General features: G+C 44.0%; 9 protein-coding genes. 5 read left to right on the forward strand and 4 right to left on the reverse strand.

What is annotated here, in order from left to right:
• The first annotated feature begins 185 nt into the window (after positions 1-185).
• The gene (gene asnB / locus Q8J68_RS06355) at positions 186-2,105 is read left to right on the forward strand and encodes an asparagine synthase (glutamine-hydrolyzing) (RefSeq protein WP_305310687.1); all 1,920 of its coding nucleotides are present in this window, start codon (positions 186-188) and stop codon (positions 2,103-2,105) included.
• 37 nt (positions 2,106-2,142) lie between these two features.
• On the opposite strand, the gene Q8J68_RS06360 is transcribed toward asnB, so the two are convergent.
• Genes Q8J68_RS06360 through Q8J68_RS06370 form a run of 3 tightly spaced genes read right to left on the reverse strand, consistent with a single transcriptional unit; the run spans position 2,143 to position 5,222 of the window.
• Positions 2,143-3,159, reverse strand: a complete 1,017-nt coding sequence (locus Q8J68_RS06360; RefSeq protein ID WP_305310688.1) for a GNAT family N-acetyltransferase — start codon at positions 3,157-3,159, stop codon at positions 2,143-2,145.
• A complete protein-coding gene (locus Q8J68_RS06365; protein WP_305310689.1) occupies positions 3,122-4,168 on the reverse strand; it encodes a polysaccharide deacetylase family protein in 1,047 nt (348 codons plus the stop codon). The genes Q8J68_RS06360 and Q8J68_RS06365 overlap by 38 nt, the downstream gene beginning before the upstream one ends.
• A gap of 16 nt (positions 4,169-4,184) precedes the next feature.
• Positions 4,185-5,222, reverse strand: coding sequence for a DUF354 domain-containing protein (locus Q8J68_RS06370; RefSeq protein ID WP_305310690.1), 1,038 nt, complete (start codon positions 5,220-5,222; stop codon positions 4,185-4,187).
• A 272-nt stretch (positions 5,223-5,494) separates the two neighbouring features.
• On the opposite strand from Q8J68_RS06370, the gene Q8J68_RS06375 reads away from it, so the two are divergent.
• Together Q8J68_RS06375 and Q8J68_RS06380 are read left to right on the forward strand one after the other, a co-directional pair.
• A complete protein-coding gene (locus Q8J68_RS06375; protein WP_305310691.1) occupies positions 5,495-6,871 on the forward strand; it encodes a right-handed parallel beta-helix repeat-containing protein in 1,377 nt (458 codons plus the stop codon).
• A gap of 438 nt (positions 6,872-7,309) precedes the next feature.
• Positions 7,310-10,330: a right-handed parallel beta-helix repeat-containing protein gene (locus Q8J68_RS06380; RefSeq protein ID WP_305310692.1), complete on the forward strand. Its 3,021-nt coding sequence runs from the start codon at positions 7,310-7,312 to the stop codon at positions 10,328-10,330.
• 74 nt (positions 10,331-10,404) lie between these two features.
• On the opposite strand, the gene Q8J68_RS06385 is transcribed toward Q8J68_RS06380, so the two are convergent.
• Positions 10,405-10,620, reverse strand: a complete 216-nt coding sequence (locus Q8J68_RS06385) for a hypothetical protein (protein ID WP_305310693.1) — start codon at positions 10,618-10,620, stop codon at positions 10,405-10,407.
• A gap of 394 nt (positions 10,621-11,014) precedes the next feature.
• Between Q8J68_RS06385 and Q8J68_RS06390 the strand changes: the two genes are divergently transcribed.
• Together Q8J68_RS06390 and Q8J68_RS06395 are read left to right on the forward strand one after the other, a co-directional pair.
• On the forward strand, positions 11,015-14,110 hold the full coding sequence (locus Q8J68_RS06390; RefSeq protein ID WP_305310694.1) for a right-handed parallel beta-helix repeat-containing protein: 3,096 nt from the start codon (positions 11,015-11,017) through the stop codon (positions 14,108-14,110).
• Positions 14,111-14,807: 697 nt separating this feature from the next.
• A partial coding sequence (locus Q8J68_RS06395; protein ID WP_305310695.1) for a right-handed parallel beta-helix repeat-containing protein occupies positions 14,808-15,899 on the forward strand: 1,092 nt, incomplete at its 3' end.

Consider the following 15,899-nt stretch of genomic DNA (forward strand, 5'->3'; position numbering starts at 1 on the left):
ACAGGAAAGCATATATTCTCGTTAGGAATAATGTCATATGTTCTTAGTTTTTGTTGCATTTTTTGTCGAATACATCAAGACTAAGAACACTATTATTACTTTTGACTGTCAATGTTGGGTTTTAACTAGAAATCTCAAATCAGAAATTCTTATAAGGGAACAGGCACAGTATAATGTGTGGTAAAATGTGTGGGATTACAGGGTTTAACTGGAAAGACGCGAAGCTACTTAAAAAGATGTGCGACGCGATAAAGCATAGGGGACCTGATGATGAGGGAGCCCATGTTGATGACACTGTGTCTCTGGGGCACAGAAGACTGTCCATACTGGACCTTTCAGAGAAAGGGCATCAGCCGATGTACAGTGAGGATGGTGACCTGGTTTTGGTCTATAATGGGGAAATATACAACTTTTTGGAAATAAAAGAAGAACTAATATCACAAGGACATCACTTCAGGAGCAGGACTGACACAGAAGTCATACTCCATTGTTATCAGGAATACGGTACTGACTGTGTCCGGCATTTCAACGGGATGTGGGCATTCTGTATATATGATAGATCAAAGAACAATCTTTTCCTGAGCCGGGACAGGTTTGGCATAAAGCCTCTATATTATCACTATGATGGAAGCTCGTTCATTTTCGCCTCAGAAATAAAGGCCCTTCTTGAACACGACATACCCAGGAAGGAGAACAGGGCAGTAATCTTTGATTACCTGTATTATAACCTGACAGATCATACGGAGGATACCTTTTTTGAGGGTATCAGAAGACTGATGCCAGGACACAACCTCATCTTTGACCTTAATACAAGTAAAATGGAGATAAGCAGGTATTACGATGTCCATGACAGGCTGACTGAAGATGCAAACGATTGCGGCAAACTGAAAGAGATCTTCACGGATGCTGTACGTAAGAGACTGATTGCCGATGTCCCTGTGGGCAGCTGCCTGAGCGGAGGCATCGACTCCTCAGCAATCGTTGTCACAATGAGGAAAGTTGACCCGGATGCCCGGATAAAAACATTTTCCCTGAGATTCCCGGATGTGAAGATAAATGAGACCGCTTACCAGAAAGAGGTCAACGAAATGGTCGACTCGGTCAGCTATTCTGTGACCCCTGAATCCTCCGAGCTCATGCGGGACCTTGAGGACCTGTTCATGACACAGGAGGAGCCCTTCAGCGGAACAAGCGTGTACGGGCAGTACAGGGTCATGAAGCTTGCAAAGGATAGCGGCGTCAAGGTACTGCTGGATGGGCAGGGAGCGGACGAGGTACTGGCAGGATATCACTATTTCCACGGGTACTACTATTACGAGCTGCTAAAAGGATTCGATATTCCTCACCTGATGAAGGAAGCAAACCAATACTATTCCAAATCCGGTTCTCTTTCACCAATGATATACCTGTTACTTCGTGCGACCACTGATAACATGAAGAAACTTCTCTACAAGCACAGGAAAGTGCCTTTCCTCTCACAGGATTTCATTAAAGAGAACCACCAGCGTAAAGATAGCAGGTGGCATCTGTCGTCACTGGATGAAGCTCTGTACGAAAGCCTTATGGTGTATTCACTTCCGCACTTGCTGAGGTTTGAGGATAAGAATTCCATGAGGTTCTCTATCGAGTCCAGGGTACCTTTCCTTGACTACCGCTTTGTAGAGTATGCTTTTTCCATGCCATCGGAAATGAAGATAAAGGAGGGTGTGACCAAGCACGCATTCAGGAAAGCTATGGAAGGAGATTTACCGCAAAGCATACTTTCAAGATATGATAAGATCGGGTTTGCAACACCTGAGCAGAAATGGCTCCGGGACAAAGCAATGGTTGAGCTCATGCACGAGATAATAAGCTCAGAGAGCTTCAGATCAAGGGATTTCTGGAACGCGGAGCTGGTTACAGATATGTATGACAAGCTATTGTCCGGGGAATCCTCAGGCATCTTTGTGGGTACAGATATCTGGAGATGCATTTCCGTAGAATTATGGATGCAGCTTTACATCGAAAAGCGGTATTCTGGTCCACTCGTGCACGCAGCGCTGCCTGACACCAGGCCGATCGAGATGGTTTCATCTCGTGAGGCAGTTGTTGAAACATTGACATAAAAGACAATGGAAAGAACAGGCGGTTGAGACACCTGTCTCAGACCGTTTTCTTTCTATGGATATTTAGATAGAACCATTCCGCCATGCTTCCGACAAGGTCTTTTTTATATATCCTGTAATTAACATACATGTCAGGATTGAACTGGGATTTGAATGCGCATAGCCGGGGAATATCCGCCCCTCCCATCTCCAATACCTGATAACCTTCATTCTTGCTTTTCTTGATGAATTCCCAGAATAAGAACTCATTAACCGGAGCCTTTATAGCCGGCTTTACGCTTCCCATCCACATGGTCACTTTCCTGTGCTCGGATGTCAGCACACCGCCAACCATGTTGTTATCGGCATCAAGAATAGAATAGACCTTAATATTTTCCGGATATAACTGGCATAGTTCCTGAAGATATTCCTTGTTCACGATAGGAAATGTGAGGCCTTGTTCTTTGTACCTTTCCACAGAACTCTCATAGAACCTTGTTACGTCCTTACTCTCGATAAGCTTCAGATTATATTTGTCCATTTTCTTGATGGCAGTGCGCTTTGAGGTATTGAAACTATTACATATCTCGTCCAAGGATTGTTGCAGGTCAAAGTAGAAGGTATAGAGAGGATCTGTTATGAATCCGTTCCACTTAAAGGGCCTTACATCGGTTATCGATGGTGTAAGGGAAATTGAAATGTAGTTAGGGGATAACCTGTCCACCTCATCGGAGAACGTTTTTCCCATTTCATACAGTCGTTGGCCCTTTTTGCTCAACTTCATGTTCATACAGTTGCGGCTCAGCACGAATCCCAGGTAAGGTATCCCTGATTGAGGAGGAGGGGAGAACAGCATCTTCACTCCTCTGATGTTCCTGTAGAAAAGAGGGACTACACACAATATTTCGTCAGTGAGGTAAAAACCATAAGGTAGAAGTTTATACCCGGTATGCTTTTCTACAGTCTTCAGAAAATCCCATTTATGGAAAACAGTCCCACCCGGACTCTGGTCAATGAATCTATCCCACACTTCACTTTCATGGATAATTGACATCTGCATTATTCCACCATTCATAAATATCCCCACAATTAGTAATCCATGCATTTTTCTGGTTACAATAATCAAGTATTTTCTCATACAGCTTCTTCCACTCTTTAAACTGTGGAGAACTGTATGTATTATTATGCCACAAGAGCGTTATTACACCGTTATACTTCTCCCCGGTATCCAGTATCTGCTTTGACATCTCCCATGCCCGCCTGAAAGAGCCGGCATATTCAAAGAGTGCTATATCCATAATGTTCAGGGGTATCTCCAGGATATCCAGCGCTTTCCCATCTGCATATGGCCTGAAAGGATGGCACATGCCATTCCTGAAGCCTACGACATTATTGAATCCCAAGGTAGTGTCATACTTAAAACCTGCTTTGGAAAGTATCTTCCAGGAGTCGCTTATATTCAGCTTGAGATAATGGTTCCTAAATCCAATGACATTTCTTCCCAGTGCCGCTTCCAGCCTTCGTTTCTCCTGAACTATGTTCTCGTAACTGTCATAGGAATAGTAACCACCGTGCAATCCCACTTCCCAGCCCCTGTCAACAATATCCCCCATATAACTTCCTGCATCCTCGATGTTATACCTGAACCTCCGTGGATCCTTGTCCGCAGTCAGGAAGTAGAAAGAGGACTTTGCCCCATATTTTTCCTCAATATCCATTATTTCCTTGAAATTGAGGTATGGGGACTGCATTTTACTATTCACTCTCCATAAGCTGTGCTTCTTCAACTGATCAATGTCTGCACCTTTGACCGAGTGCAGCATTGATAGAAGGGTGTGATGGAAGGGAGGATATATGTCATCGATATCATGGGTGAGGCATACCCCGAATTTCCGGTCTTCAGGGAACGTCACTTCAAGACCATTTTTCACAAATTCCCGGGAGACTTCCGGAGAAAGGACCTCATTGATATCCCGCTTTTCAAGGTCACAATAGCTGTCCACGTATGAATGCTGGCCAAACTCATCGCCTTTAGCAGTAAACCTGTTCCAGATATCAGGACGCTGTTTTATTGATTCATACATATTTACACCCATAGAACTATGTTCTGGGCTGGCTGGATATGAGACCCAGATGCTCTACTATAAATCCGGTCACATCTATCTTATCCCGTATAAGCCGATCCTTCTTTATACCCCATTCCTGTTTAGCCTGCTTGTTGCTGAGGATCTCCAGAGCTTTTTGGAGAGCCTGCTCTGAATCTTTAAAGCAGTACATGAGTCCGTACTTTTCCTCGAGTTCGGTGAAGTTTCCCATTGTTCCCGCAAGAGAGGAAACATATATCGAAGGAGTTCCCAATATTGCGCTTTCCACTGCCGTTGTACCTCCATCGCCCAGGTACAGGCTGGCATAGTACAGCAGATCATGCAATTTTTCCGGCCGGACCTGTAGTTTGTATCTATCAAGTTCCGGTTCTAATTTCTGTTCCGAAGTTATGAATACTTTTCCATATTTCTCAAGTTCCCGGACCATTTCCAGCTTATTGGTAACTCCATGCTGACCAACATCATGACTTGCACCCCAGGATACAAAACGAAGCACGATTATCCTGTCATCTTCATCCAGACCCAGGCTTGAAAGAAAATCCGGATCCGGGTGGAAGTAGGCAGGATGAAGATATGCAAGCTCATGATAGCCATTGTATCTTACCTGTTTAGTTCCTATGTCGCGGTTGTAGGATGTAGGAGTGAATACCATATCTGCAAAAGGAAGTGTGGCACGATTAGCAAGCTTTGCATGTTCGGTGTCGGTGAAGATCAGTGACCTCTTGTGCATAAGCCATGCCACATGCGCAACGCACGGATTGAGAATGCCCGTGAGGATATCAGGATTGAATTTATGGGCAACTCTGAGCAGTTTTATATCCCTGCCGGCCCATTCTTTCATCAGATTCCCTTTACCGGTTCCCATCTTGCTTATGACCTCATAATTGAAGCCATAGGAATCAAGCAGATCCACAGTAACATCTTTTTCTCTGGCCGTAAACAAAACATCATGGCCGTTCTTTTCCACCGCCCAAGCAATATTCTTATAAAAGTGAACATGGGCGGGATGCCCTATATCAACTAGCACTTTCATTTAACCCCCATAACTATAGTACCGAACTCGTATATAATCATTTTTAAATAGTCATTTGCAAATCTTTTTTGGTACGATGAGATAATATCAGATAGAGCAAATCTACCCCTTACAAAATAGAAGGGAGAACAAAATACCCATTCCATCCAAATGGCCTGACTCTGGGTGCAGCATCAAGGTAATAAATCATTATAACTATTAATTCTATACTCGCAAAACGGATCACGCTGCAAAAACGGATAGTCAAATAACAAAATCCGCTGAGCAATAACATGAGAAACCAAGAAACAGTCTTTTCCGGAAAGATCCGTTCGTCAAAAAAAATACTTTTACCCATTTTGGCTCTTGCAATTCTGATAACGCTCTACCTTACCTACGGGTATTTCATTGCCGACAGAGATGAAATACCCAAAGAGATCGATATTGTGGTTACGAAAAATCAAACGATCTCAGTTATACAGAACAGTACCGGGAAAGAATTATACAGCGGGACAAATGATGAAGAAGCTATCAGGGTTGCGGTTAACTCGATAGATAAGGGAGTCATCCTGTTCGATCAGGGAACTTACAATGTTGCCTCAGCGATCAAACTTAAATCGGATATCACAGTCATCGGGAAAGACTGCTCAATCATAGGATACAGGATATTCAGTATCTCTGATGCATCAAACGTCACGGTAAAAGGATTTGACTTCAGTGACCCTGATGAAAGCTATGCCCGCCATTCCGGCACTAAGAGCATAGTGGAAATAACAAACAGCAATGACTGTTATATCCTGGACAACACATTCCGGAATTTCGGTGCTTATGGATTATATCTTTCCACACTTTCTCCGGCCCACCAGAACACCCGTATAACCATAAAAGGCAATCAGTTCCTTGACTATGGTTACTGTGGAATAATGATCGGAAAACAGGCAAGCCATATCTTTGTAGAGGACAATCTCTTCAGGGACATAAATGCAAAAAAGATAAAGCCTAATGCATATGGGGTTGCTCTTGCAAAGGGCAGCAGTACATACAGGTACTCGGAGTATATCTACATCCGTAACAACACTATCGAGAACAATCCCATGTGGGAAGGTATTGACAGCCACGGGGCTAACCATGTCTACATACTGGATAACACGATAAAAGACTGCAGGATACCTATTTCAGTTGCCCAGATAAACAGCGATAACATTTATCCTGAGCCGGTACATAATGTCACCATCAAAGGGAACTATGTAAAGGGGAACATGAGTGCTGCAAAGCAGGATTCAGGGATATATGTAATTGGAGGACGCGGTCCGGGCGGAAGTGTTCAGCCCTACAGGGATGTGGTCGTATCTGATAATACTGTGGTTGATGTGAATAACTGGCTCCACTCCAATGATGGGGGAATCGTGTTGATGCATGTTGACGGGGCTCTGGTATACAATAACAAGATCTCGAATGTCGGAGGAACGGGAATTAACCTGGCAGGCACCAATAATGTCCAGGTATATGATAATGACATAAAGGACATTGTCAAGATCTCCAAGCCTATTTACAGTGTGAGCGTGTCAAATGTAAAAAACAGTTATATTATCGACATCAGGGACAATAATATAGATCTAAAGGACAGCTACATCTATTACGATGCCGACTATTCCTTTTCCCGGCAATAGGAAGAGTTAAGGGTCTATTTCATTATTTTTTTTCTGCTGATCGTTTTTTCCCCGATATTTGCGCAGGCCGTAACAATTCCTTTGGTTTGAACCGAATCTCATATCTTAGTATGAGCGCAAAAGAATGCCTATTTTTATAAACACTTCTCAAATTAATACCATTTATGGGATATTCTGAACAGAATGCTACAATAACTTATGCTTTTTCTTCAATATGATATAATTTATATATAGGATATAGTATATTTAGGAAAGCCAGTAATAATATGTTTCAAATGATGCTAATTTGCTCATCAATTGGTAATACAGTGACTAAAATTACTGATAGAGTTATGTATGAGAAATTAAATATTGCAATCAGGAACATATTTTTTGCAGAGTAATCTGAAAACCACACTAAAGCATGACATTATGAAAAACACATTGTGGAGAGTAAAAATGTATATTCGCAAAACAATAAGCATTCTAGCTGTTCTTTTGTTCCTTAACCTTTGTTTAGGGACAGCAGTTTCCACAGCAGCCACAACGGATGGTGTTGACGAGGTCAAATACTCGGTCAGCATTTCAAAAAATGCCGGTACGACTGTTGTAAAAGCAGCTGATGGAAAGACCATTTACAGTGGCACCAATGACGCTGAAGCTGTCAGGAGTGCGCTCAACTCTATCAGCCAGGGCGCTATCCTCTTCAATCCGGGAACCTACACAATAAGCTCACCGGTTGCAATCAAATCCAATATAGGACTGATCGGTAACAGCGCTGTTATAAAAGGCTACACCATATTCAGGATGAATGGTGCTACAAATGTAACTATCAGGGGATTTGAGTTCAGCAATCCGGATTTGAACTACCTTGCACGCTCCGGAGGTGTCGGTCTGGTCGATATTATAAACAGTAACAATATCATTATCCAGGACAACACTTTCCGTAACTTCAGGGATTACGGGGTGAATGTTGCAGTCAGCTCCACCTCTCACTCCAACAGGCAGATAACTGTAAAGAACAACCAGTTCCTTGACTATGGTTATGCCGGAGTGATGATAGGCAAGCAGTCCAACTACATATATGTCGATAACAACGTCTTTAAGAACATAAACACCAGGAAACTGAACGCTAACGCATATGGCGTGGCGCTGGCTAAAGGCAGTGTCACCTACAAGTACTCAGAATATGTCTATATAAGGAACAACTGGATAGAGAACAATCCCGTATGGGAAGGTATCGACAGTCACGGTGCTAACCATGTGTACATCCAGGATAACACCGTCATAAACTGCAAGATACCTATCATAGTAGCGCATATCAACAGTGAGGGTACATATCCCGAGCCGGTGCACCATGTGACAATCACCGGCAACTACGTTAAGGGCAACCTGAAATCCGCAGACAAACAGCATTCAGGCATACATGTGCTAGGCGCGCGCAACAACGTCCAGCCCTATCAGAATGTGATCGTTTCAGACAACACTATAGTGGATGTCAACAGCTGGCTTGTCAGCGATGACGGAGGCATAGTGCTCAGGGATGTCAAGGGCGCAACCGTTGAGAACAATCAGATATCAAACGTCGGCGGCACAGGGATCTACCTCCTCAACGCAGACAATCTGCTGATCCAGAACAATAATGTAAAGAGCATGTTCAGGATCTCGGGTCCCACCAAGGGTTTGAAACTGATGCCTGTCAACAAGGACTGTACCATCACTGTCAAGAACAATGTATTTGACAGTTCAGTTGAGTACCAGGCCTACGGATACAGCAACTGGGGTTACAAATACCGAATGAGCATACTTAATCAGGACACAACCAAGTTCTACAACCCTAACGGAGTGCTGCAGCTGACCATACTTAAAGAGGCGGAGCCTTCAGCGCCTATAAGCACCGACATAAACATCTACAAGAGCGGAACCACTACAACGGTCAAGGCTGCCGATGGAAAGACCATATACAGTGGCAGCAGTGATGTGGATGCTGTCAGGGCTGCAGTGAATGCTGCGAACAAGAATACCATCGTCTTCAATGAAGGTTCATACGCCATCAGCTCAGCTGTTGTCCTCAAGTCAGACATAGGACTATCCGGGAACAAAGCGGTGCTTAACGGTTACAACATATTCAGGATGAACGGTGTCACAAACGTCACAATAACAGGATTCGTGTTCAGCAATCCGGATGCACTGTACCTTGGACGCGCAGGTAACAATGGTCTCATAGATATCCAGAACAGCAAGGATATCCTTGTACGGGACAACACTTTCCGCAATTTCAGGGATTTTGGCATATTCCTTGCCACCCGTACCACATCCGACCGTAACCAGGATGTCACAATAAAGGGTAACCAGTTCCTTGATTATGGCTACTGTGGAATAATGATCGGCAAGCAGGCAAGCAGTGTGACCATTGAGAATAATGTGTTCAGGAATGTCAATACAAGGTCTATGTATGCGAACTCGTATGGGATCGCGGTCATGAAGGCCAGCAGCACGTACGACTATTCTGAGTATCTATACATACGCAGCAACATCATCGAAAACATCCCGACAGGGGAAGCTATCGATAGCCATGGGGCAAACCATCTCTATATAGAGGACAACACCATCACAGACTGCAGGATACCTATGTACATTGTCCATATAAATGACGATGATAAGTACCCTGCTGCCCTTAGCAACCTGTCAGTGACCGGGAACTATGTAAAAGGCAATTATGCCGCTGAAAAGCAGGACCCTGGCATCTACGTTTTCGGAGGGCGCAATGCTGCCGGGACGATCACAATGCCTTACATGAATGTGAACATCTCTGGCAATAGGATAGAGGATGTCAATAACTGGCTACTGGGAAATGACGGCGCTATCGTGTTCAAGAATGTTGATGGGGCCATGATCGACAGTAACGAGATATCCGGTGCAGGCGGCACAGGTGTCAATCTGCAGAATGCAGACAACGTTGTCATGCAAAACAACGTCATCAGCAGCCTCAGAAATCTGGCCGGTTCAACCATTTGCCTTAAGCTGCTGCCTGTGGATAACAACTATGGCGTTCTGCTCAGGAACAACAGTTTCGATGCAGCTGCGGATTATCACGCCTATTCATACCCTACTTTCGGGTACGTATATGAGGTGAGCGTGTCGGAGCAGGATATATCGAAGTTCTACTTCGCTAACGATGGAATGAATCTGATATTCCTGGACGAGCCTTCCGATGATGAGCTTCCGGTTGCCAATGCTGGCGCAAGATATGTCACTGCGGGTAGCCCCCTGACATTCTACGGCGGAGAATCAACTGACAGATATGGCATAATCTCATATTCATGGGACTTCGATGCCTCCAACGGCATCCAGAAAGATGCCAGTGGTATGCTAGTAACCCATACTTTTGAAAAGACAGGCAGTTACGATGTCACCCTGACAGTAAGCAATATGAGAGGACAGACAAGCACGGACACTTTAAAAGTGATCGTGAACTGAAAACATAAAATTCAGTATGGCTGATGGACACAGGGGTCTTTCAGCCATATTCTTTTTCAGATATTTAGTGAATATCATCTCTTCAGGGTAATCTCCCTGTAAGCAGAAAGGCAGGAGATGATGGCCGCCACCAACCATCCAAAAGCCGCAAGCGGCTCTTTTTGTATAAACAGTCCTATGGCCAGAGCCAGACAGATTACCGTTGCCAGTGCATACATATCAAGGCTCTTGCTGAGTTTCCTGATCTCTTTCATGTTGTTCCGTTTAGCTTTTATGATGTCGGTGTTCATCGTACCGCCCTTTAAATTCCTGAGATGGGATTTATAATGCTCATAGAACTATTTATGTTCACCTTAAAGACTATAAATGCAAAGTGAGAACAAATGAATATAAATATAATATTCGTACTATGTTTATTTTTAAATTATCATTATTGGCCGGCTGAAGATCTAACATTAACTACTTTTTGAATCTGACAGATTATATATACTTTTAAGAATACTTACGATTAGCTTGTCACAATATATCACAGGAGTGATGAGTTTGTTCCAGCAGCTATGGGTAATAGCACAATTTATGCTTCCTTGCTAAGGAACAAACGAAATATTTCTGTGTTTTATTGTACACAGGTTGACCTAACAAATAAAAACCCTATTTATGAAAAACACGTTTAAGAGGTCAAAAATGTATTGTAAGAGAAAAACAGCAAGCCTTTTATTGGCTTTTTTAGTCCTTAACATAAGTTTAGGGGCAGCAATCTCTTCAGCTGTTGTCAGTGGCAGCTCTGCAGAGGTGAACTACTCAATAAGCATATCTAAAGACGCCGGCATTACGCGGGTACAGACAATCGACGGCAAGACACTATACAGCGGTACCAACGATGTACAGGCCTTTAATACCGCGGTCAATGCTATCAGTAAAGGCACTATCCTTGTCAATCAGGGAACGTACAATATAGCCTCTCCCATAGCTCTCAAATCCAACATCGAAATAGTTGGAAAGAATGCAGTGATCAAGGGGTACAACGTATTTACGATAACCAGTGCGACAAACGTTACAGTAAGGGGATTCGAATTCAGTAATCCTACTGCAACATATACTTCAATTGCTTCCAGCAGAGGCTTTATCAACATCGTCAACAGCAACAACTGTCTGATAGAGGGGAACACCTTCCGTAACTTCAGGGATTACGGAGTATACATCGGAGTCAGTTCAACATCCCACTACAACAGGAACATAAGCGTAAAGAACAACAGTTTCCTTGATTACGGTTACTGTGGAGTGATGATTGGTAAGCAGTCCAACTACATATATGTGGAAGATAACACCTTCAAGAACATCAATATGAGGAAGGTCAATGCCAATGCATATGGAATAGCAGTTGCCAAGGGAAGCAATTCCTACAAGCACTCAGAGCACATCTATATCAGGTCCAACTGGATAGAGAACTCTCCGGTATGGGAAGGTATTGACAGTCATGGCGCTAACCATGTGTACATCCAGGATAACACTGTCATAAACTGTAAGGTACCCATAGCAGTATCCTATCAGACTAACGAGGGTACATATCCGTTGCCTGTGCACACCATAGTAATTACCGGGAACTATGTCAAAGGGAACATGAACGCCCCTGAGAAACAGCATTCCGGGATACATGTACTTGGTGCGCGCAACTATGCAAAACCATACACCAATGTGACTGTTTCAGGCAATACCATCATCGATGTCAACAGCTGGCTTGTCAGCGATGACGGTGCCATTGTTCTCAGAGATGTTAACGGGGTCGTCGTCGATAACAATCTCATTACCGGCGTAGGCGGAACAGGAATTAACCTGTTGAACACAGACAACGCTCTGGTACAGAACAATGACATCAAGAACCTGAAAAAGATATCCGGCTCCACGATGGGTGTCAAAATGTCACCTGTTGCAAAAAGCTTCAGTGCAACTATCAAGAACAATAAGTATGATAGCACTGTGAACTATCATGGTTATGCATACCCCCGGAACAGTAACACATACTCCGTTACTCTGGTGAATCAGGTGCAGTCCAAGTTCGCAGGTGCATTGAGACTTAATGTTCAAACAGACTCCAATGTCGTTACTTCCCCGTACACACCACCACTCACACCACCACAGCCTGGCACCAGGACCGAGCCAACGGACAATGCTGATGTCACTAATTCATGGATAGGCATTTCCAAGAACGCCGGCACTACTGTTGTTAAGACCGATGATGGTAAGATAGTGTACAGTGGAAACAACGATGTAGAAGCTGTTAAGGCAGCTCTGAACAACGTCTATCAGGGAACTATCGTTTTCGAGGAGGGAACCTATGCTATCAGCTCAGCCGTTGCTCTCAATTCTGACCTGGAACTGGTCGGGAACAATGCTGTGCTGAATGGTTACAGTATATTCACCATAAAAGATGAAACAAATGTCACGATAAGAGGATTTGTGTTCAGTAATCCGGATGCTCAGTATCTCGGACGCGCAGGTAATAACGGGCTTATAGACATCCAGAACAGTGAAGATGTCTTTGTCCAGGATAATGTTTTCCGCAACTTCAGAGACTTTGGTATATACCTTGCTACCCGCACAGCATCCGACAGCAGCCAGAATGTAACTGTAAAGGATAACCAGTTCCTTGATTACGGCTACTGTGGAATAATGATCGGCAAGCAGGCAAGCAATGTAACTGTCGAAGACAACCTGTTCAGGAATATCAATGTAAGGGCCATGTATGTTAACTCCTATGGAGTAGCGGTCATGAAGGACAGCAGCACATACGACTATTCGGAGTATGTCTATATCCGTGGCAACACCCTCGAGAACAACCCCACCGGGGAAGCTATCGACAGTCATGGGGCCAACAACCTTTACGTTGAGAATAACACCATCACAGACTGCAGGATACCTATATACATTGTTCATGTCAATCATGATGACAAGTACCCTGCTGCCCTGAGCAATCTTTCAGTGATTGGAAACTCGGTGACAGGAGACCTCAGCCTTGAGAAGCAGAACTCCGGTATCTACATCTTCGGAGGAGTAAGCAGGGATGGTACCATCGTCCAGCCCTATCAGGGATTGAACATCTCCGGCAACACTATTGCTGATGTCAACAACTGGCTTGTCAGTGATGATGGAGCCATCGTACTTCGAAACATCAACGGAGCTGTCATTGAGAACAATGATATATCCGGCGCCGGCGGTGTGGGTATTAATATGGAGAATGCGGACAATGTGGTCATGCAGAGCAACACCTTCAGTGGCATGAGAGAGATCTCAGGCTCCACCGTAGGAGTGAAGATGCTGGCAAGTGGCATGGATCAACATGCTGCTCTTATAAGCAACATCTTTGACAGCTCTGTAGGATACCATGCACGTGCCGAAAGTGGATCCGGACACACATACGAAGTAAGCGTGACTAATCAGGACATATCCTTGTTTGACAATTCAAACGAGAGTATGAAGCTGATAGTCCTTGAAGAGCCAGCACCCCAAGAACCTGCAGATGACCTCCCTGTTGCCAATGCAGCAGGCAGAGTAGCTGATGCAGGAAGTACAGTGATATTCTATGGAGGCGAATCCTTCGACAAATATGGAATAGTCACCTATTCATGGGACTTTGATGACTCCGACGGCATCCAGAGGGATGCAACAGGTATGATAGTGAACCACACTTTCGAAGAACAAGGCAGATATATCGTCACCCTGACAATAAGCAACATGAAGGGGCAAACAAGCACGGACACTTTAACAGTGATCGTGAAGTGAAGACTTAGACCAAATACAGGCTGGCGGACCAATGAATGAGTCCGCCATCCATTTATTTTTCATTAACACATTCTTCTGCCGTGTGCTGGCATCAGGCACCATCATTTCTGCAATTATCTGCACATCTGCAGCCAAATATATTCTTTTCCTAACCGCATGGTGCTATCAGGAACCTGTAAGGGGTACTATTATCACCTATTCTCCGGTATTAGGGTCTTTGAATGTCATGTAAGCCTATTAATCCTGAAATAGTGCTTCATTTACTATTAAGCGGTATCATGGTGCTGCCAGAAGATTTCAAGTAGGTCCCATGACAGCATTACCTGATCAGGAGTCATATGTCATCTCATATGGAAGGAATTGTCTTACAGATAACTGAAACGTCATATTGTTACGTACCATATAAAATAAAGCCTTGAAATACTCCTGAATTGGCTTTAAAATAACACAAGCGTTTTTTTGGGTCTGCCAGACTATATATACAGTTAGCAGAATCTACGAAGAGCCCGTCATAATATGTTCATGATAATCACATTTTGTTCGTAAAGGCCAATGGTCTCCCCACGGATATTTCCCCATATCCTGACCATTTATTCCCTGACGACCATGCTGATGGAATCATATTGGCAGGTAAATGACCTAGCGGCTTTAAGAAAAGCCAGAAATAGCGATAATAAACACGTTTAAGAGGTCTAAAATGGCTATCAGATGGAAAACCACCACAAACCTTTTAATGGTTATATTGTTCCTCAACCTATGTTTAGGAGCAACAGCCTCTGCGGCTGCTATCAGTCCTGCAGAGACAAATGAATCGATCACCATATCAAAAGAAGCCGGCACTATAAGTGTCCAGATGACTGACGGAGAGGTCATATACACCGGAACAGATGATGTGCAGGCCGTGAGATCTGCGATCGACGCCATCGATGAGGGTGTTATCCTGTTCAACCCCGGAACATACTCTATCAGCTCACCTGTGGAACTGAAATCTAACATAGAACTTGTTGGCGACAATGCGGTCATGCAAGGTTATATCATATTCACGATAACCGGCAAGACAGATGTCACAATAAGAGGGTTCGAGTTCACCAATCCGGCTGCACAGTACACTTCAATTGCTGCAAACAAAGGCCTTATAGACATCACAAACAGCAAGAACTGTGTGATAGAGGATAATACCTTCCGCAATTTCAGGGATTACGGTATCAACATTGGAGTTGGCTCAACTTCCCATTTCAACGAGCAGATAACTATCAGGAACAACGAGTTCCTTGACTATGGTTACTGTGGAGTTATGATATGGAAGCAGTCCAATAACATATATATCGATGACAATGTGTTCAAGGACATCAATGTAAAGAAAGTGAATGGTAACGCTTATGGCATAGCACTTGCCAAGGGAAGCAATTCCTACGCGCATTCGGAGTACATATATATCCGGAACAACTGGATAGAGAACAATCCTGTATGGGAAGGCATCGACAGTCACGGTGCAAACCATGTGTACATCCAGGACAACACAGTCATCAACTGTAAAGTACCTATAGCAGCTTCCTACCAGACCAGTGAGGGTACATATCCCCTGCCGCTGCACACCATAGTCATTACCGGGAACTATGTTAAAGGGAACATGAATTCCCCTGACAAACAGCATTCCGGAATACATGTGCTTGGTGCACGCAACAATGCCGGACCGCACCAGAATGTGACGATCTCGGACAATGTCATAGAGGATGTTAACAGCTGGCTCGTCAGCGATGACGGAGGCATAGTGCTCAGGGATGTCAAG

It is taken from the genome of Methanolobus sp. (assembly GCF_030682845.1).
GTDB lineage: Archaea > Halobacteriota > Methanosarcinia > Methanosarcinales > Methanosarcinaceae > Methanolobus.